16 protein-coding genes are annotated in these 20,242 nt (G+C 60.2%); 6 read left to right on the top strand and 10 right to left on the bottom strand.

All coding sequences use genetic code 11. From position 1 onward, the window contains the following. Nucleotides 1-17: 17 nt before the first annotated feature. The 4 genes from K0H48_RS30950 to K0H48_RS13605 form a co-directional block, all read right to left on the bottom strand. Nucleotides 18-2,012 (bottom strand): aminotransferase class I/II-fold pyridoxal phosphate-dependent enzyme, encoded by a 1,995-nt coding sequence (locus K0H48_RS30950; RefSeq protein WP_219267866.1) that lies wholly within the window; start codon nt 2,010-2,012, stop codon nt 18-20. Nucleotides 2,013-2,487: 475 nt separating this feature from the next. After that, nucleotides 2,488-3,477 (bottom strand): DUF3443 domain-containing protein, encoded by a 990-nt coding sequence (locus K0H48_RS13615; protein WP_219267865.1) that lies wholly within the window; start codon nt 3,475-3,477, stop codon nt 2,488-2,490. 30 nt (nt 3,478-3,507) lie between these two features. Further along, entirely contained in the window at nt 3,508-4,263 is a 756-nt protein-coding gene (locus tag K0H48_RS13610) for a CDP-diacylglycerol diphosphatase (protein ID WP_219267864.1), read from the bottom strand. Between the two features lie 57 nt (nt 4,264-4,320). Further along, complete coding sequence (locus K0H48_RS13605) at nt 4,321-5,304, bottom strand: aldo/keto reductase (protein WP_219267863.1); 984 nt, start codon at nt 5,302-5,304, stop codon at nt 4,321-4,323. Nucleotides 5,305-5,416: 112 nt separating this feature from the next. Between K0H48_RS13605 and K0H48_RS13600 the strand changes: the two genes are divergently transcribed. The 3 genes from K0H48_RS13600 (at nt 5,417) to K0H48_RS13590 (ending at nt 12,821) form a co-directional block, all read left to right on the top strand. Next, nucleotides 5,417-6,343 carry a LysR family transcriptional regulator gene (locus K0H48_RS13600; RefSeq protein WP_219267862.1) on the top strand — a complete coding sequence of 309 codons (927 nt, stop codon included), beginning with the start codon at nt 5,417-5,419 and terminating at the stop codon, nt 6,341-6,343. A 149-nt stretch (nt 6,344-6,492) separates the two neighbouring features. Then, the gene (locus K0H48_RS13595) at nt 6,493-11,397 is read left to right on the top strand and encodes a glycosyltransferase (RefSeq protein ID WP_257626938.1); all 4,905 of its coding nucleotides are present in this window, start codon (nt 6,493-6,495) and stop codon (nt 11,395-11,397) included. Between the two features lie 71 nt (nt 11,398-11,468). After that, the gene (locus K0H48_RS13590) at nt 11,469-12,821 is read left to right on the top strand and encodes a sodium:proton antiporter (protein WP_219267861.1); all 1,353 of its coding nucleotides are present in this window, start codon (nt 11,469-11,471) and stop codon (nt 12,819-12,821) included. Here the strand turns inward: K0H48_RS13590 and K0H48_RS13585 are convergent. From K0H48_RS13585 to K0H48_RS13575, 3 genes are all read right to left on the bottom strand, one after another. Then, nucleotides 12,812-12,952 carry a hypothetical protein gene (locus tag K0H48_RS13585; RefSeq protein ID WP_178112669.1) on the bottom strand — a complete coding sequence of 47 codons (141 nt, stop codon included), beginning with the start codon at nt 12,950-12,952 and terminating at the stop codon, nt 12,812-12,814. The genes K0H48_RS13590 and K0H48_RS13585 overlap by 10 nt on opposite strands. A gap of 11 nt (nt 12,953-12,963) precedes the next feature. Continuing rightward, entirely contained in the window at nt 12,964-13,176 is a 213-nt protein-coding gene (locus K0H48_RS13580; protein WP_219267860.1) for a hypothetical protein, read from the bottom strand. A gap of 72 nt (nt 13,177-13,248) precedes the next feature. Further along, the gene (locus tag K0H48_RS13575; RefSeq protein WP_219267859.1) at nt 13,249-13,794 is read right to left on the bottom strand and encodes a hypothetical protein; all 546 of its coding nucleotides are present in this window, start codon (nt 13,792-13,794) and stop codon (nt 13,249-13,251) included. Nucleotides 13,795-14,159: 365 nt separating this feature from the next. Between K0H48_RS13575 and K0H48_RS13570 the strand changes: the two genes are divergently transcribed. The 3 genes from K0H48_RS13570 to K0H48_RS13560 all read left to right on the top strand — a co-directional run bounded on the left by K0H48_RS13570 (nt 14,160) and on the right by K0H48_RS13560 (nt 17,059). Continuing rightward, nucleotides 14,160-15,569 (top strand): circularly permuted type 2 ATP-grasp protein, encoded by a 1,410-nt coding sequence (locus tag K0H48_RS13570; RefSeq protein WP_219267858.1) that lies wholly within the window; start codon nt 14,160-14,162, stop codon nt 15,567-15,569. Nucleotides 15,570-15,571: 2 nt separating this feature from the next. Further along, the gene (locus K0H48_RS13565; protein ID WP_219267857.1) at nt 15,572-16,522 is read left to right on the top strand and encodes an alpha-E domain-containing protein; all 951 of its coding nucleotides are present in this window, start codon (nt 15,572-15,574) and stop codon (nt 16,520-16,522) included. Between the two features lie 108 nt (nt 16,523-16,630). Continuing rightward, a complete protein-coding gene (locus tag K0H48_RS13560; RefSeq protein WP_219267856.1) occupies nt 16,631-17,059 on the top strand; it encodes a nuclear transport factor 2 family protein in 429 nt (142 codons plus the stop codon). Nucleotides 17,060-17,181: 122 nt separating this feature from the next. Here K0H48_RS13560 and msrA read toward each other — a convergent pair whose 3' ends face one another. The 3 genes from msrA to msrB all read right to left on the bottom strand — a co-directional run. After that, entirely contained in the window at nt 17,182-17,877 is a 696-nt protein-coding gene (msrA, locus tag K0H48_RS13555) for a peptide-methionine (S)-S-oxide reductase MsrA (RefSeq protein WP_219267855.1), read from the bottom strand. Nucleotides 17,878-17,945: 68 nt separating this feature from the next. Further along, nucleotides 17,946-19,706: a cytochrome c biogenesis protein DipZ gene (locus K0H48_RS13550; RefSeq protein ID WP_219267854.1), complete on the bottom strand. Its 1,761-nt coding sequence runs from the start codon at nt 19,704-19,706 to the stop codon at nt 17,946-17,948. Between the two features lie 38 nt (nt 19,707-19,744). Beyond that, the coding region (msrB, locus tag K0H48_RS13545; protein WP_257626936.1) for a peptide-methionine (R)-S-oxide reductase MsrB at nt 19,745-20,242 on the bottom strand (498 nt) is incomplete at its 5' end.

Raw genomic sequence — 20,242 nt, 5'->3', positions numbered from 1 at the left:
CCCGTCTTTTTCTGGAGTTAGCGAGTTTGATGCGCGTTGACGAACTGTCGGCAACGCTCACTGCGTGGGTCGAGGAACACCGCGTCCGGCGTGCCGGTTTCTTCGATCAAGCCTTGATGCAGAAAAGCCACTTTGGAGGACACATCCCGGGCGAACGCCATTTCATGGGTGACCAGGATCATGGTGCGGCCTTCTTCGGCCAGGGAGCGGATCACACGCAGCACTTCGCCCACCAGTTCGGGGTCGAGGGCTGAGGTGGGTTCGTCGAACAGCATGACTTTGGGGCGCATGGCCAACGCGCGGGCAATCGCCACGCGCTGCTGTTGGCCGCCGGACAGGAACGCCGGGAATTCGTTGCGCTTGGCGGCCAGGCCGACGCGGTCGAGCAAGGCTTCGGCGCGTTCGATGGCCTCGGCACGGCTTTCGCGCAGCACCTGGGTGGGCGCTTCGATAAGGTTTTCAAGGACGGTGCGGTGCGGCCACAGGTTGAAGTTCTGGAACACCATGCCCAGGGTCGAACGGATGCGCACCAACTGCTTGGCATCCGCCACCAGCGGCGCACCGGGCATGCCGTAATTGAGCTTGATGCTTTCACCGTCGACATGAATGCTGCCCTGGTCGGGCACTTCAAGCATATTGATGCAGCGCAGCAAGGTGCTCTTGCCCGAGCCGCTGGCACCGATCAGCGAGATCACCTCACCTTCGTTGGCCGTGAGGGAAATGCCCTTGAGCACTTCGATATTGCCGAAGCGCTTATGCAGGTCGATCACTTCAATCATCTTGCGCGCCTCGACCGGCGCCAGCACTTCGATCTTGGGCATCGGCGTCACACGCGGCTCACCGGCCAGCTTGGCGACAAATCCGGCGATACGCTGGCAGGCTTCGGCCAGGCGAGCTTCGCCCAAGGTGAACGACAGCCGCACAAACCCTTGCGCCGGTTCGCCAAACGCCGCGGCATCCAGCACTGACACACCCGCCTCGCGGAACAGGCGCCAGGCAAAATCCAAGGAGCCCAGGCCCGTGCCGCGCACGTCCACCAGCACAAACATCCCGGCTTGTGGCGCCTGCACCTTGATGCCCGGGCACGCGCTCAGGCCAGCCACGACCAGGTCACGGCGGCGCCGGTAGATGTCGCGCATGCTTACCGTCACTTCGTCATGGGCCAGCACCGCTGCCGTGGCGGCTTCCATCACAAAACCCGGCAAGCCGTAGAGCATGCTCAGCACCAGGGTTTCGGCGTGGCTGATCATTTCCGGCGAGGCGATCAGCCAGCCGGTTCGCCAACCGGTCATGGCGTGGGATTTGGACAGGCTGCCGATCACGATGCAGCGCTCGGCCATGCCGGGTAACGCGGCGAGGCTGTGGTATTGGCCGTCAAACACCAGGCTTTCGTAGACCTCATCCACCACCACCCACAGGTCGTGGGCGATGGCCAGGTCGGCTATTGCTTGCAGTTCCTGCGGGTTGAGTACGACGCCGGTGGGGTTATTGGGGTTGGAGAAGAAGATGGCGCGGCTGCGCGGGGTGATGGCGGCGGCGAGCAAGCCTGCATCCAGGCGAAACCCGGACTCCGGCGAACACGGCACGCGCACCAGCGTGGCGCCGCTGGCTTTGAGCGTGGCTTCGTAAGTGACGTACATCGGGTCGAGCACCAGCACTTCATCACCGGCTTGCAGCAGGCAAAGGGAACTGATGAACAACGCGTTCTGTGCGCCGGGCACGATGATCACGTTGTCGGCATTCAGTGAGCGTGCCAGGGTCTTGCTGTAGCGCGCCGCGACGGCTTCGCGCAGGGCGCTGCGGCCGGGAATTTCGGTGTAGTGGGTGTCGCCGCTGTGCAGCGCGCTGACAGCGGCGTCGGTGATGAACGACGGCGTGGCGAAATCGGGATCGCCGACGCTGAGGATGATGATGTCTTCGCCCTGGCTGGCGGCCTGGAACGCGGCGTGGTGGATGTCCCAGGCGGCGACGCCCTGCCCTGCAATACGTTCGACGAAGGGGGAAAACCGCATGCCAGAGCCTCTCGTTAAAAACTAAAAAGCGCGAACCCGGTTGTGTGCAAACGGGTGGATGCGGTCAACATAGTGCAAACTGAACAGTCGTTCAATGGGTATGTTTGAGAGGGTGTCGTTTATCGAGTGAACAGGTCGTGAATGACTTTTCCTGGAGGTGTGAGTATGAGTGCATATCCGTTGCTGCGGTAACGGCGGCCTATCTACCTGATGCAACGCGGTCTAAATGTGGGAGCGGGCTTGCTCGCGAATGCGGTGTATCAGAGACAGATGAATTGACTGGCCCACCGCATTCGCGAGCAAGCCCGCTCCCACAGTTGACCGCATGCGGTTTTAAATATGAGATCGGCTGCGGATTTGTATGCACCGAAGATGTGCTTTTCTGTGGGAGCGGGCTTGTCGAATCGTCGCACCGCTGCGATACAGGCACCTCGGTACATCAGGCACAAGGAATATGCACTCCCGCCTAGAAAAATCACCGCGACTTCAAGCCAATCACCCCAGCTCCTTGGTCATACAACACCGCGTTATCAAAGTAAGTCAGCAACCCCGCATTGATCCCGTGAAAGTTATGCTCCCCCTGCGCCGTGATGTAGCGCACATACCGCCCACCGCCGTTATCCACTTTGAAATGCTGCCCCAACTGGCTTCCATCCGCCATGGCCAGGCTGAAATGCGCCGGCGTGCCGACCGGCCAGTTGCCCTGCAAGGCATCGGCGTAGATATGAAACCCCGCCGCGCCGGTGTCCAGAATGCTGTCACCGCAGACCTGCTGCGCACTGTCCAAACGTTTCAGGCAACCCTGCACCCCATGATCCTTCCAATACGCACTGACATCCCCCGGCTTAACTGCAAAGCGCTGCAAGCTGATGGTGCGAAAGCCCCGGGTTTCAGCCACGGTCGGGTTGATGATCAACTCACCCGTGCTCTGCCCCGGCCGTGGCAACACCACCAACCAACGCCCGCCCATGGCCACCAATGGATTGCTCGCCGGGTTACGCAACATGCCGACGCCCAGGATTGCCTTGTAGCCTTCGCCACGCAGTGGGTTGCCGCCCATCAGGAAATCCTTGGCTCCCGCCTTGGACGCAGGGCATTTGGGGCGTGCATCACTGCAACTGATGCTATCGACCAACTGCATCGGCACACGCACGCTGGTGTTGCCTAAACTGACATTGGCCAGCGCGAGCGTGCCATTAAGGCGTACGCCACTGCCGTACTGGACCGCTGCAGGCGTGCCCTGCGCCACTGCATCCTGGGGTTTGAGCACGCCGGGTAATACACGTAACCCGACCGAGCCGGTGTCGAACTGGGTTTCGACCGAGGTGCCGCCAATCTTCAACGTCACGCTGTAGCGCAAATCACCATTGGCCATGGTGCTGCTGTGGATCGGGACAACTTCACGGGTCGCAGCAAAGGCGGCACCGGCGAACAGGAACAGTGAGGCCAATACGGTCAAGCGCATGGAGAGGATCCGGATCAGGTTAGTAGAGGCTTACAGTTGGGTCATCAGGTCACAGCGAGGGTCTTGCAGCTCTTCAGCTGAACCCAGGTTCAGTTCGGTCAAGGTCACATGGGTGCTGAGCAACACAAAGCTGCCATCGTCGCGGGGAGCCATCAGCAGGCTGTACTGGCTCATGCTGCCGCCCTGGGCGTCGACGTATTCACGCAACACCGCCAGGGGGTCGAGCGCATCAGCGTCGGCCGCCGACAGGGTGCGGGCACTATAGGTGTGCCCCATCAAGCGCGTGGGCAGTACGCGCCACTGTTCATCGAGGCTCTCGCCTTGCTGGTTGAGGAAGGCAAAGGTATACGGGCGCAGGCAGGCAATGTGCAGGTGCAACTGGTTCTGCGAGCGGCCATAAAGGGAGTTGATCGCCACTGACACAAACGCGTCGGGGATCGGTTTGGTCAGGCCCGCAGACAGCACGGCACGGTGCCGCCAGGCCTGGGTAAAGTAATGCGGCAGCAGCTGCCGCCCCAAGGCCGGGTCTTCGATGCCGGTGACTTTATCCACGGGAATCAACAGGTCCTGGAACGGGCCGTTGCGGTCTTTGAACAGGGTGTAGCCACGGTCCAGATCCACCGCCAGGCACGGGCTGGGGTTTTGATGCTGTTGCTGGTCGGGCACACACTGCTGGCTGACGATACGCCACAACGCGTCAGGATTGCCCCGCCATTGCCAGGCTCCCACCAGCGCCAGCACAGCGAGCACACCACCAGCGATCTTGAATACGGTACCGCGCTTCATGCAAAAACCTCGACGAACAGGGATGTTGTTTGTGTGCCGACATCCCTGTCGTTAAGGCTAACGTTTGGCGGGGGCCATAAATTCCGGCCCGATTGGATCTTTTATCGTGCTGGCGAGAATACGGTCGATATGTGTCAGGTCGTCGGCGCTCAGGTGCCAGCCAAACACCTCTTCAAAGCCCTTCAACTGTTCCGGGCGGCGCGCGCCCCAGAGTGCAATGGTCGGGCCTTGGTCGAGCACCCAGCGCATGGCCAGCGCCAGCACCGATTTGCCATGGCATTCGCGCGCATAGCTGTCCAACGCCGCCACCGCCGCCAGGTACTGCTCGAAACGCGGCGCCTTGAACTTGGGATCAAGCTTGCGCACATCATCCCCGGCAAAGCTGGTGGCCGAGTGCATGCTGCCGGTCAGCAAGCCACGGCACAGCGGGCCATAGGCCAACAGCACCAGCGAGTGCTGGCGGGCATAGGGCAGGATGTCGCTGTCGATGGCGCGCTCGAACAGGTTATAAGGCGGCTGCACGGTGGCCAGCGCCGTGTGCCGACTGAAGTCGTCCATTTGCGCACAGGAATAGTTGCTCACGCCGACAGCCAGGATCTTGCCCTCACGGCGCAGGCGCTCCAGCTCATCGGCGGTTTCTTGCTGGGCCACCAGCGGGTCGGGCCAGTGCACCTGGTACAGGTCGATATAGTCAGTGTCCAGGCGCACCAACGAGTCTTCGACTTCTTTGCGGATGCGCCGCGCCGTGGCATTGCGCCGGGTGGTGCCGTCGTCCCATTGCAGGCCGGCCTTGGTGGCGATCACCGCACTGTGGCGCATGCCGCGCACGGCCTTGCCAATCAGTTCTTCGGACAGCCCAAGGCCATACACCGGCGCTGTGTCGATCAGGTTGATGCCGCAGTTCAACGCATGGCGAATGGTCTTGATCGACTGCTCGTTGTCCGCACCGCCCCACAAATGCCCACCCATGGACCAGGTGCCGAGGGCAATCCGCGAGACGGCCTTGTCGATGCCGGCAATCCGGATGGTCTCGATGCGCATAAAAAATTCCTCGAACTGCAAAAATACGTAGAAAAACAATTACTCTAGATCATCCGAGGTTGAATAGGGCTCAACGCCCCATGCAACCGTACTCCTGGTAAAGAGGCTTGATATGGCGGCTTTTAATCGTTCCGAATTGGCCGATCTGAATGTGTTCATGGCGATCATCCGGCGCCGCAGTTTTCGCCATGCCGCCCATGAGCTGGGCGTGACCACCTCGGCCCTGAGCCACACCATGCGCAACCTGGAAACCCGCCTGGGGGTCAAGCTGCTGTACCGCACCAGCCGCGCGGTAGAACCGACTGACGCCGGCACCCTGTTGGCGGAAAAACTCACCCTGGGCTTTGCCACCATCCAGGACGGCCTCGACACCCTCGAGCTGCACCGCGAAGCACCGATTGGCCGCCTGCGCATCAACGTGCCGCGAGATGCGGCCGTGCTGCTGTTGGCGCCGATCCTAGGCGCCTTCACCGACGCCTACCCGCAGCTGCGCCTGGACCTGATCGTCGAAGACCACATGCTCGACATCATCGCCGAAGGCTACGACGCGGGTATCCGCTATGGCGCCACCGTGCCCCAGGACATGGTCGCGGTGCCGCTGACCGGTGCACTGCGCTGGATAATGGTCGCCTCCCCTGCCTACCTCGCCCGGCGCGGTACCCCACAAGTGCCCAAGGACCTGCTGGAGCATGCGTGCATCCGCATGTACCTGGGCGACAAGACCACCTACAAATGGGAATTGGGCAATGGGGCGCGCCAGCAACGCATCGACGTGCCGGGAAACTTCAGCGCGGCCGACACCGAAACCATCGTCAATGCTGCGCTGCAAGGCGTGGGGATTGCCTACTGCCTGTCCGACCGCGTGCAGCAGCAGCTTGCCGACGGCCGCCTGATGGAGGTCATGCCGGACTGGGCCTGCATGGGCGAACCCCTATGCATGTACTACCCGAGCCGCCGCCAGTCGCAACCGGGGTTGCGCCAGTTGATGGACATGATCCGCATGAAAACCATCGGTTCGCAGCTAATGGAAACACTTTGAACCTGGGCCAGGCAGGCTGCCCCAGAGGGGGCGAAATATCGGGTAACGACTGAATCGGCGGAAGCGGGGAATCAAACCAAAGCGGCTGTTACGTAAGGGAAGTGCCTCGTGTCGAGGCTCTATTTCCATACGCATAAGGGCAGCCCACTATGAACAGTATCTCCAATCAGATCATCGCGCGCCCCGCAGTTGCTCCAACGTTGCCTCTACTCCCGCCGCTTTCAAGGTTAAAACGTGACACCGCGTCCCCGCAGCAAGAGCAGGTCGCAACACGTGCCAATGGAGACAGCGAACTGGCAATGCAATACGCGATCGCCCTGAACCTGGCTGGCCATCGTACGCCTGTTAACGACTTCGATTACATTCCTCCCCACTCCACCTTTGGCCAATGGTGGAGACACTTGCATGATGCTTTCCAATCGCCCGATGTTCAGCAGTGGATGAAGGCCTTGGGGGTTGATACCACCTCGGTAAAAATCGATCCCAAATCAGGCAAGATATCCTTTTTTCTTGAGCGTTTTCTTGACCCGGCAGGCACGTTGCACACGCTGGGCCAGGACGACAGCCAGTGGGCGGCGCTGAGCGGGCCTATCCTTCGGGCCGCGAGCGTCATAGAGGGCGAATTGCCTTTTGCACCTCCCGTTAATAGCCCGGACGCACCTGTGCCCTGGCAGTTGGTCGGTCGATTTTATCAGGAGCCACAGAACCTGACGCTGTCTGGCATGCTCAGGCGATCGGGCGAAATCAGCCACCAGACGTATAACTTCAAGACCCTCGATCCAGGCCGCTTTGCAGACAAGATCCAGTCGCTCAGTGAAGAAACACTTCAGGAACAGAAAGCGGAGCTGGGTGACATCCACAACTGGCACCGGGCGGGCGCTGCACTGCAACGCCTGGCGATGAGCCTGGAAGATGGCAGTAAAAAGATCGAGGAACTCCAGACCGAACTAGCACGGCCGCTCCCTCTGTCTGCGCACGGCACCTACCAGCCAACGGGCATTGGCGCCCCCAATGAAGTCAGCCTGCAGCAGTTTCTGCAGGATCATGGCTGGGACATCCCCACCAACTCCGGGCAACTTGAGAACCTGGCCAGCGCCCTGCTCGCGCCGAATTTCAGGTCCGCCACCCATGGCAATCTAGGCGGCGCGCTGACATGGCCCGAACCGCTGGCGCCTGACGACCAGGCACGCCTGAGGCTGTCTATAAACGAGGGAACATTCGGCGACCTCAGTTTAAAACCCTTCAAGAGTGTCCTGGACTATCTGCTCAATGGCAGGCCGATTTCCGCTGAGGAACAGCTCAATCCACGGCAACTGATCGACGACTTGGTCAATTCACCCAGAGGCATTGCACTGGGCCAGGCCATTCAGGCCACATTCGAAGCACGCTTCGTTAAAGGCAGTGCCACCGACTGGCTGCTGGCAGCCTTGGCCGTAGGGAAATACCCCGATCGCGGCGGTGAAACGAATATTGAAGGCTACACCCTGGTGTCAGCCACCAACAGCCACAAATCGGCCTCGACGGTGGTCAAGGAGCTAGAGGCGCATCTGTTAGCCGGCGGCCTCGCCGACTCCGAGCAAAAAGCATCAGCACTGGCCTACATCATGTTCGCGAGTCGCGCACCCCAGTTTCTGGTCGGGGGTATCCCGAAAGAAGTGACGATGAGCTCCCACAGCTGGGTCAGCTTCACCACGGCGGTTGCCCGCGTGGAAGCAAAAGCGCCGGGCGCAACAAGCAGAATGAACTATGCGCAAATCATGCTGGCGGCCGACACTGCACCCATCTCGGACGAGGAGCGCCAGGTTGAATATGCCGCCCAGAACGAGGCGATCAAAACATGGGCGGTTGCCTATGGCCTGGGCTATCCGACAACCGATACCGCCCTGTCCGAGGTGCGCACTGCGTTCGACCAGCATGTCAGAGAAATGAGCGAAGCAGCCGCGCTGCCGCCCCTCGAGACACCGACCACCCAAGCCATTGCAATCGAATATCTGAAGCAAGCGTGCCCGACCATGGACCCAGCGCTGTTCGATAAAAAGTGCATCACGTCGCAACCCTCCACGCGCGTGTTCCCCGGCCCCTACTCACTGTTGGACCTGCTCATTGATGGCAGAGCACTCAGGTCCCCACCACCTGATTCCGACAACGGAAAGCCTGGGGTATGGGTTTCATCATCAGACAAAATCAATATCAGCGATCTGCTGCCAGTCCTCAAAACCCTGCCGGATCCGATAAAACAATTTAATCAAGACTTTCGCACACACTCTGACGCCGTCAAAAAGGCCACGTCGGCGCAGCTCAAGGTTCTGATTTCGAGATTGCCTCTGGAAGACAGGCAGAATCTGGAGTTCGGCGAAATCGTCGTGCGCAGAGAAATTGACTACGATACCCCCAGTCATCCCCTGCGCACTGAACAAGGTGTGCTTTTGGTCGAGACCCGACGCACCGTCAACGGCCAAATCAGTGTCATGACCTACGCCATCGACCGACTGAAGGGCACTGTTACCCGGCGGCCGGGCAAAGCTTATAAAGAAAACCAGCCCTCCGGGGGTTGGTATTCTGCCCGAGGCAAACGATACGACCGGATAAAACCCGAGGGTGAGTACCCCGCAGGGATAACGCAAGAACGCGAAGGCGCCACAGGTGTACCGAAGAACTTTGCCAGCGCCAGAACCCAGTACCTGGTCGATGCCATGGTCGAGGACATGGAGTTGCCGGCTTTGGGCGCCTATTCCAGGGGAACAACGACCTTTCAGACTGAACACCGCACTGTCGAAACTATTCGCGAGGTCATACTGGGCCTGATTCCGTTCCGGTCCGCGATCAACAACTTCAACGAGGGCAAGCTTGGCGAAGGCGCTGTCGACTTGGCGTTCGATATCTTTGGTTTCCTGGTCGGGGCCGGTGTCGCTGCCAAGGCCGCGAAAGCTTCATTTGTCGGTGCCTCGGCGCTGTCAAAAGCTGCCCAGGTGCTCAAGATTGTTGGACGGGCAGCAGTGGGCGCGCTCAATCCGTTGGGCGGTATTGATGACCTCGCGCGTGGGGCTTTGAAGGGCTTAAAGTTTGTAGCCGGCAAAGCCTATAAAGGTGTCAATCACCTGCGCGGTTCGTACCGCCGCGTCAACCTGTTGGCGTTGGCCAAAAAGGCCGATATCGCTGAAGGCACATTCAGTGCCGCCAACGGCGCTCGCAGCACAAAAGCCCTGGCTAAGTTCGATGAGGCAACCCATAAGTGGTACGCCTTGGACCCGCGCACGAAACAGGCCTACGGCAAACCGTTGGAGAACTTCGTCCCAGACGTACCCAAGCCGGGCGACTCGAACAGTTTGCGAGCAATCGCCAGTGACGATGCAATCCAGAACGTCAGCAAGCAGCACGGCCTGGCAGCAAACGGGACGATCCAGGTGGGGCAAGAAACCGTCGAGCGCCAGGCTGTGATGTTTCAGGGCAATTGGCATGAATACGATGCCTTGAAGCAACGCGCCATTGGCCCGCCCTTGAAAGACTTTAAACCTAACCGCGTTGCTGCCAGTGGAGAAGTACGGTCCCTGGATAACCTGCACGGCTATGAAACCCGCTACATCGCTGAGGAGCAGTTATCGACCAAGGGCTTGCAGAACAACGTATTTGTGGGCAGCAGTAAACGCGAATATGTGAAGGTTGATGGCAGGCTCTTCGAGTCCCAGGTCAAAGACGGCCAGCGCGTCATCCTCCACCCGAAAGGCACGGCCGCCGATATTCCGGTCAAGGAACTTGGCCCTTCAGGGTGGGCACCTTTGTCCCGATCCGAACGCTTGCCGGGCGGCGCAAGCAGTACACCGACGCCTTTCAGATTGGGGGATAGAACCTACGTAGTGCCGATGGACGATATTAAAATCGTGGAAACGTCAGGCAATCCATTCAGGATTAATTACAAAAACGTCGATCAGGAAGTTGCGTTCGATAGTACGGCGGGCGCATGGAGAAGCCCCCACGAACAAGGCCATCACTATTATTGGCGAAGTGCCGAAGGCCAATGGCAACGGGGAACACTTGCAGACTCCAGAAAGGCCAAAAAAGTCAGCGACCACCGCTATAACTTTGTTGAAGTTTCGTCGATTCCCAGCATTCCCAAACAGCTGGCTCCCGTGCCCAAAACACTCAATTATTTTTGGGCGGGCCAGGAAATACCTTCCCACTTGGTCGAGAACATGACCCAAAACGCCATGCGGACCCCGGGGTATAAATCAGTCCTGCACGTGGACGCCGACAGCCCTGCTGTTTTTAAACAAATCGAAAGCAAATTGAAGGAGAAAGTGCCTGGCGTGACGGTGCTCAACCTCAATGAAGATCCCGCATTCAAGCAATTGAAGAACGGCGAAATGTACCGCTACTTCCGACAAGGGCAAGGCAAGAACCTGGCTGCCGCCTCAGATGTAGCCCGCTACCCGATCATGAATAAGCACGGTGGTTTTTATCTGGATACCGACGATCTCATCCAGAACAACGTCGATGCCGCACAAATAGCAGCAGGCGCCGATGATGTGCTGCTCGGTTTGCCGGTAACGCATCAGGTGTCCGACTATAAAACGTTCTATAACACCAGCAACTTCGCGACTCGACCTGGCAACCCAGTGCTTGAGGAGATGATCAAGGAGATGAATAAACGGTTTGCAACGAACAAATCCTACTTTGCGAATAATCGACCGACCGTCGCTCGAGGCCCCGATGGCAAAGTTGGGTACACCCCGGAGTTCAAGGCTTATGAGGCAAAAATATTCGATACCGTGGGGCCAAATATGTTTAATGACATCCTTAAAACCAAAAGACCCGACATGTACGAATTGGGTTTCGATAGCCTCACAAAAGAAGCCATGTTGGTCGATGGCAAGCTCGTGCCGCACGGTACGATCGTCAACGTTCAAGAAAGCGTGAGTCAGGCCTACGCGCGCCAGGGCCTGGTGCCGCCGATAACAGTGCCACTCCAGATTCAGAAGACCAAAGAGCATTACTTCCCGCTTCGCTACAAGTTCAGGGTCAACGTTGGAGCTGACCATTCCTGGATCAATACCTGATCGAACCCGATTGAACCTGCACCGAGCCGTGGTCCTCCAACTGAGACAAACCACGGCCCGGTACACGCTCGATGACTTTTATTCTATGGATGGCCGTACTCGGCGCCGTACTGCTCACCCTTGCCCTCACCTCCTCCTACCTGCGCTGGATGCCGGTCACCACCTCGGCGGTGTGCCTGTTGCTGGGCATCGCCATCGGCCCGCTGGGCGTCGACCTCTTGGGCCTGGATATCAAAGGCTCGGCGCGCTGGATGGAACACCTCACCGAAGTCGCGGTGTTGTTTTCGCTGTTCGTCAGTGGCTTGAAACTGCGCCTGCCGCTCAAGCATCGCACCTGGCGCGTGGCCTTTGGCATGGCCGGGCCGGTGATGCTGCTGACCATCCTCGGCGTTTCCCTGGCGCTGCATTATGTGTTTGCGTTGCCCTGGGGCGTGTCGCTGCTGGTGGGCGCGATACTGGCGCCGACCGACCCGGTGCTGGCCGGGTTGGTGCAGGTCAATAATGCCCAGGACTATGACGCGTTGCGGTTCGGCTTGTCCGGTGAGGCCGGCTTGAATGACGGTACCGCTTTCCCCTTTGTGATCTTTGCCCTGCTGTTTATGCAACACGGTGGGTTTGATGGCGACTGGTTCGGTGGCTGGGTCCTGAAAAACCTGCTGTGGGCGGTGCCCGCCGGGTTGCTGATCGGCTACTGGATGGGCCGTGGTATCGGCCGTGTGACCCTGTGGCTACGCATCACCCATGCCGACAGCACGTTGTCACCCAACGACTACCTGACCCTGGCACTGATCGCCCTGGCCTATGTGGCCGCCGAGGCCGTGGGCGGTTACGGCTTTTTGTCGGTGTTCGCCGCAGGGCTGGGCTTGCGCCAGGCGGAGTTCCGCTCCACCGGGCACTCGCAGACGCCCTCGGAGCATTTGGCGCTGCCGGTGGTCGGCCATCTGGAAGTTGAACCGGAGCGGGCCCTGCAAGGCGATGTCAGTGAACTGCAAGATACGCAAATTGCCGCCGGCGTGATGATGGGCGACATGCTCTCGTTTGGCAGTTTGGTGGAGCGTTCGATGGAAGTGTTCCTGGTGACCGTGCTGGGCATTGTGCTGGTCAGCCACTGGGATTGGCGTGCGCTGCCGGTGGCTGCGCTGCTGTTCTGCGTAATCCGCCCGTTCAGCGTGTGGGTAATACCTTGGGGCAGCCTGATCAGCAAGCGGCAACGCGGCTTGATGGGCTGGTTCGGCATTCGCGGTATCGGCAGCATTTACTACCTGTTCTACGCGCTGAACCACGGGCTGGTCGGCACCAGCAGCGCGTTGGCAGTAGACCTGACGATTTCGGTGATCGCCTTGAGCATCGTCGTTCATGGCCTGAGCACCCAGCCGATGCTGGCGTGGTATGAACGACGTGCCAAGGTGAACGCTCACTCCTGATTTTCGGTGTTGCCTACATCCGCTGCATCATCCAGATCGTTCAGCGGTACTTCTGCATCATCCATCAATGAGCCTGGGTCTTCGTTGCCCGGGTCATTGAGTTCTTCCTCGTCATCCAGTTCTTGTGACATGACCGTCTCCTCTAACCGCCCTGGGTGTCGATATCAGCATCGGTTTCAGGCTTGGGCGCACGCGTGGGCTTGAAGTCTGGACTGTAGTCGTTTTCCCGGGCTTTGGGGTCACTGGCAGGTTTCGGGTCTTTGGGCGCATCGGCAGCAGTGCCGGGCGCCGGCTCGCCGCCATCGATGGCCGGGTCGTTACGGTTGCTGGTTTGGGGGTCGTTGCTGGTGTTCATAGGTCACCTCTCATGTAAAACGCAGCCTGCGTAAACTTAAGGGTGCGCGCAGCGCCACGAAGTTCAAATTGCTTAAGAGACCGGGTTATCCACCTGGATATAAAACGCGTACGCACCCAGCAGCACCCAGAACACCATAAACAGCCATGGCGCCCGCATGGAGAACAGCAACGACTTGCGATAGCCCTTGTGGGATGACTCGGTCTCGCAGAACAACGGCGAATCGTCATAGGCCAGGCCCATCACCGGCTCGCTGCGCAGCAACTCACTCTGCTTGTAGTGCCAGTGGTCGATGATTTCGTAGGCCGCGCGAATACCGGGCCAGGCGTTCAGTGAGCTGAGAATGCCGAGGGAGGCCAAAAATGCCGGCACGATCAAGGTGAAAAACTTGCCCCATTCCGGGTTCAGGTTGCCCATGCCCGAGACAAACGCGATCACCAGGAACGACTGCGCCGTAAGGTAGGCGTCGGTGCGGTTGGCCAGGATGCTGGTTTCGTACTGGATTTCGCGGCGGTAGAAGTCGAGGCGATCCTTGGGTGAACCGAAGATCTTGGCATTGTGTTCACTGTGATCGTCCAGGGCGGCGGTCGGGGTGTTGGGCGAGATGATTCTGGGCACGGCGGTGCTCCACAAGGTGACGAGTCTTGTTAGAAGAATCGGGCTTGGGTGAAGTTCAAGTTTGTTCCTGCACCAATTGAGCGCAGCCGCTGCACCCTTGTAGTGAGCGGACTTGCTGTGGCGAGCAAGCTTGCTCCCTGCAACAAGGCAATCACGGCCCGGAATGCCATTGCGGCACAGGCATTGCTTAATGCATTCATCTGCCCGGATACAGGAGCATTCGTTACCCCCCGACCCAGAGCCGACCCCATAAGAAAGTAAGGACCAGGCCCGATGGCACCCTCAGCCACAGGCTCATAAAAATATGCGTTTTTTTAAGCGGCAGTGCCACCCAAGGCAACCCTGGGCACTGACAAGGTACTGGAATGGCTCGATCTTTCTTTGATGAAATGAATGACGCAAACGGCGCCTGCCGTGCGCATTATCAGGATTTCTCCCGCTGGCTGGCCAATACGCCGCCGGAACTGTTGGCCCAACGGCGTCGCGAGGCCGATTTGCTGTTCCACCGCGCCGGGATCACTTTTACCCTCTACGGCGACGAGCAAGACACCGAGCGCCTTATCCCCTTCGACATCATCCCGCGCAGCATCCCCGCCAGTGAATGGGCCCTGATAGAACGCGGCTGCATACAGCGCGTCAATGCGCTGAACATGTTCCTTGCCGACATCTATCACGACCAGCGCATCATCAAGGCCGGGATCATCCCGGCGGAGCAGGTGCTGGGCAACGAGGGTTATCAGAAGGCCATGGTCGGCCTGGACCTGCACCGCGACATCTATTCGCATATTTCCGGCGTGGACCTGGTACGCGACGGCGACGGCACCTACTACGTGCTCGAAGACAACCTGCGCACCCCCAGCGGCGTGAGCTACATGCTCGAAGACCGCAAGATGATGATGCGCCTGTTCCCGGAGGTGTTCGCCAAGCAGCGCATCGCGCCGGTGGACCACTACCCCAACCTGCTGCTCAAAACCCTTAAAAGCTCCAGCCGGCTCGACAACCCCAACGTGGTCGTACTGACGCCGGGGCGCTTTAACAGCGCGTTTTTCGAGCATGCGTTCCTGGCCCGGGAAATGGGCGTGGAGCTGGTGGAAGGCGCCGACCTGTTCGTGCACGACCTCAAAGTGTTCATGCGCACCACCGACGGCCCCAAGCCGGTGGATGTTATCTACCGGCGTATCGACGACGCCTTCCTCGACCCCAAGGCCTTCAACCCGGATTCCATGCTCGGCGTGCCCGGCCTGGTCGCCGCCTACTGCGCCGGCAATGTGGTGCTGGCCAATGCGATCGGCACCGGCGTGGCCGATGACAAGTCAATCTACCCCTATGTGCCGGAAATGATCCGCTTCTACCTGGACGAAGAGCCGGTGCTGCAAAACGTACCGACCTTCCAGTGCCGCAAACCGGATGAACTGTCCCACGTGCTGGCGCATTTGCCCGAACTGGTGGTCAAGGAAACCCAAGGCTCCGGCGGCTACGGCATGCTGGTCGGCCCGGCTTCGACGGCTGCCGAAATTGAGGACTTCCGCCAACGCATCAAGGCGCGCCCTCACGCCTATATCGCCCAGCCGACCCTGAGCCTGTCCACCTGCCCCACCTTTGTCGAAAACGGCATCGCACCCCGGCACATCGACCTGCGCCCATTCGTGCTCTCGGGCAAGGAAACCCGCCTGGTGCCTGGCGGGCTGACCCGTGTGGCGTTGAAGGAAGGCTCGTTGATCGTCAACTCGTCGCAAGGCGGCGGAACCAAGGACACCTGGGTGGTGGAGGGCTGAGTATGTTGAGTAGAACCGCCGCAGATCTGTACTGGATGTCCCGTTATCTGGAGCGTGCCGAAAACCTGGCGCGCATGCTCGAAGTCAGTTATTCGCTGTCGTTGATGCCCCAGGCCGGACACACTGACGGGCTGGACGAACTGGCCATGTCGTTGCTCAGCAGCGGCACACTGGACAGCTACCTCGAACGCCACAAACAACTGGACGCCGAACGCATGCTGCACTTCTTCGCCCTCGACGAAGAAAACCCCGCCAGCATCTACAACTGCCTGCGTGCCGCCCGTGGCAATGCCCACGCTGTGCGCGGGCGCATCACCGCCGACATGTGGGAAAACCTCAACGCCACCTGGCTGGAAATGCGCAGCATCGCCGCCGGCGGCCTGGCGCGCCATGGCATCAGCCACTTCTGCGACTGGGTCAAACAGCGCTCGCACCTGTTTCGCGGGGCCACCTCCGGCACTATCATGCGCAATGACGCCTACCGGTTTATTCGCCTGGGCACCTTTGTCGAGCGTGCGGACAACACGTTGCGTCTGCTGGACGCGCGTTATGAAATGTTCGGCGAGGAATCGGAGGAAGTCAGCGACCTTTCGGCACGCGGCTATTACCAGTGGAGCGCCCTGCTCCGTGCGCTGTCATCGTTCGAAGCCTATACCGAGCTGTACCCGAATGCGCTGAATGCGCGCTCGGTCTCGGAGTTGCTGCTGTTGCGCAGTGATGTACCGCGCTCACTGCATGCGTGCATCGAGGAGTTGAGCCATATCCTCGCCGACCTGCCGGGCAGTTACGGGCGCACGGCCCAGCGCCTGGCGGCCGAGTTCGAAGCGCGCCTGCGTTATACCGGCATTGATGAGATCCTGGAGGACGGCTTGCACAGCCGGCTCACGGACTTTATCGACACGGTGCGCGAACTGGCGCGGGCGATTCACAGCTCGTACCTGGAAGTGGTGTGAGTGCATTCGGGTTACTTATCTGTCAATTCGGGTGATTGACCCTGCTTGAGTGCCGCTCTTATGTTGGGCAGGTGAACGACCTTCCCAACATAAGAACAGGTACAGCCCATGTCCGAACTCCACCTGAACCCCGCCGCCGCCCAAACCCTTCGACGCTGGCACACCATGCTGGCCGCTCGCGACCTCAACGCCCTGCCCGAATTGCTCGCGCCCGACGCAGTATTTCGCTCGCCCATGGCTCACACGCCCTACCCCGGTGCGCCGGTGGTGTCGATGATCCTCAACACGGTGATCAAGGTGTTCGAAGATTTTGCCTATCACCGCGAACTGGCGAGTGCCGACGGGCTTAACGTGGTGCTGGAGTTCAGCGCGCGCGTGGGTGAAAAACAGCTCAAAGGTATCGATATGATTCGCTTCAACGAACAGGGGCAGATCGTCGAGTTTGAAGTGATGGTGCGCCCATTGAGCGGGCTGCAGGCGCTGGGTGAAGAAATGGGCCGCCGGCTGGCGCCGTACCTGGCCAAGGCCAAATCCTGATGACGATCGTTCCCACGCTCCGCGTGGGAATGCCTCTTGTGACGCTCTGCGTCACCCCTTGGGACGCGGAGCGTCCTGGGCTGCATTCCCACGCAGAGCGTGGGAACGATCAGTCCGGGTGGTTATTGGTTTTTGACTAACACCGGCTCTGCGCGGTACTGGTCGGGGAACAGTTTTTTGAGCTGCGCTACCTTGGGCAAATCATTGATCACAATGTAAGGGTAAGACGGGTTCTCGGTCAGAAAGTCCTGGTGATAGGACTCCGCCGGGTAAAACGCCTTGCCCATCTCCACCTTGGTGACAATCGGCTTGTCGAAGGCTTTGGCGGCGTCCAACTGAGCGATGTAAGCCTGGGCGACCTTTTGCTGCTCGGCGTTCTGCGCAAAGATTTCCGAACGGTACTGGGTGCCGCTGTCCGGGCCTTGGCGGTTCAGTTCGGTGGGGTTGTGGGCTACAGAGAAGTAGATCTGCAACAGCTTGCCGTAGCTGACCTTGCTCGGGTCGTAAGTCACCGACACCGACTCGGCGTGGCCGGTATCGCCGTCGCTGACCGACTCATACTGGGCCGTGTTTGCCGCGCCGCCGTCATAGCCGGATACCGCGTTTTTGACGCCTTGCACATGTTGGAACACGCCCTGGACACCCCAGAAGCAACCACCGGCGAACACCGCGGTTTGCAGGTTGCCGGACTCGGCCGGCAGGTCCATGGCCGGCGGCGCGATCATCACCGCGTCTTCGGTGCCACCGAAGGAGAACGCCGAGCTTTGGCCGACAAAAGCGGCGAAGGCCAGTGCGGGTAAAAATTTGAGCAGCTTCATCACAGTCACTCCAGTGCAACTGAATAAACAGGGGGGGAAACTGATTGGGTTATCACTTCATGTGAGGCTTAGCCGAAGGTGAAGGCATAGGCCGACACATGCGGGTCGAGGAATTCGATGCTGAACGTGCGGTCCTTAACCCCGGCTGGCTGACGCACCAGCTGGTACAGGCGTTGCTCGGTCACCGTGCCGCTGCCATCCGGCGCTACATCGGTGCCATGGGCATCGCCGGGCGCTTGGCCATCAATCGTCACCTTGAAGCGCACCGGCTTGCCATCGGCACCCGGCCCCAGCACCAGGTGCAGGTCACGGGCATGGAAGCGATAAACCACACGCCCACCGGCCTGGTCGAGGGTGGCTTGCTGGCCGCCGACATTCCATTGGCCTTCCAGGGTCCAGTTGTTCAGGGCCAGGTGGCCGGCCGCCGGGTAATTCACCACTGTGTCGGTGCCCAACGTGCCGGTGGTGACGAAGTTTTCCGCACGCTGGAAGCCCAGGTAGGTTTCCGGCGATTGCACCTCGTTCATGTCCGGCGCTTGCTGCACACCCTTGGCATCGGCCTCGATCAAACCACCGGCGACGTTGGTCGCGCCGGCCTCACGCAGCAGTTGCTGAATGACGCGCTCCGACTCGGCGTAGTCGCCTTCACCGAAGTGGTGGTAACGAATCTGCCCCTTGGCATCGGCAAAGTAATGCGCCGGCCAGTATTGGTTGTTGAAGGCGCGCCAGATCTTGTAGTTGTTGTCGATCGCCACCGGGTAGGTGATGCCCAAGTCTTTCATGGCCTTGGTGACGTTGTTCACATCGCGTTCAAAGGCAAACTCCGGGGCGTGTACGCCGATCACCACCAGGCCCTGGTCCTTGTATTTGTCGGCCCAGGCTTTGACGTACGGCAAGGTGCGCAGGCAGTTGATGCAGGAGTAGGTCCAGAAATCCACCAGCACCACTTTGCCCTTGAGTGCTTCGGCGCTCAGCGGCGGGCTGTTGAGCCATTGCACGGCGCCGTCCAGCGGCGGCAGCGTGCCTTCGATTGGCAACGAGTCGCTGTGGTTGGCCGCCGCCATCATGGCGCCACCGGCCATCATCGCCCCGCTCTTCTGTGCAGGCTTGGCGCTCAGTTGGTCCACCAGGCTCTGCTCCAGGCCGCCGGTTGAGGCGGTCGACAAGCGCGACAGCACGCCAGTGTCCAGGCCCAAGGCGATGGCGGCCACACCGGCCAGCATCAGCGCCCCCAGGCCACGGCGCAGCCATTCGCCGGCGCCCAGGGATTTTTTCATCAAGCCAAAGACTTTACCGCCGACCAGCAAGGCCAAGGCCAGGGAGGTGGCAGCCCCGGCGGCGTAAGCCAGCAAGAGCAAGGTAGTGCCGATGCTGGCCCCTTGCAGCGCGGCGCCGGTCAGCACCAACCCGAGGATTGGCCCGGCGCAAGGCGCCCAGAGCAAACCGGTGGCCACGCCGATCAGGAACGACGCGCCCGGACGCGGTTTGGCATCGGCCCCGGCGGCCTCCGACAAGCGACTGCCGGCGGCCACCAAGGGCCGCGTCAGGCGCTCCGACAGTTGCGGCAGCAACAGCGTGAGCCCGAACAGGGCAACGCACAGCAACGCGAGCCAACGCCCGTATTGATTGACTTGCACCACCCAACCGCCGCCCACCGCAGCCAGTGAGGCCACCAGGGCGAATGTCACCGCCATCCCCGCTAACAGCGGCAAGCCACTGCGCATAAACGGCTGCCCGGTGCGAGCGAAGACAAAAGGCAGAACAGGCAGGATGCACGGGCTGACAATTGTCAGCACGCCGCCCAGATACGCGAGAACCAGCAGCCACATGGGATCGACCCTTATACGAATTAAAAATGGACATCGGCTTAAGCCGCCGTGAACGTCATGGCGGCGCCGTTCATGCAATAGCGCAGGCCGGTAGGCGCCGGGCCGTCGTCAAACACGTGGCCCTGGTGGCCACCGCAACGGCGGCAATGGATTTCCTTGCGCACCACGCCATAGGTGGTGTCGACGTGGCTGGCGACCGCGTTGTCCAGCGGCTGCCAGAAACTCGGCCAGCCGGTATGGCTGTCAAACTTGGTGGTCGAGGAGAACAGCGGCAATGCGCAACCGGCACAGGCAAAGGTGCCGGCGCGGTGTTCGTCATTGAGTTTGCTGCTGTAGGGGCGCTCGGTGCCCGCCTCGCGCAGCACGTCAAATTGCTCAGCTGTCAGCAAACTGCGCCACTGGGCTTCGGTGTGGTTGACCTCAAAGGTCTCGGCCGCTTCGACTTCGGTGACCATGTTCAGCTGCTTCAGCAGGCCCCCGGCCAGGACGGCGACGCCCAGGCCACCACCGGCCAGCAGCATTTGTCGACGTGAGTA

It is taken from the genome of Pseudomonas sp. Xaverov 259, from assembly GCF_019352915.1.
Lineage (GTDB): Bacteria > Pseudomonadota > Gammaproteobacteria > Pseudomonadales > Pseudomonadaceae > Aquipseudomonas.
Note: the sequence above shows the minus strand (reverse complement) of the source record. Positions and strands in the feature narration are given on the sequence as shown.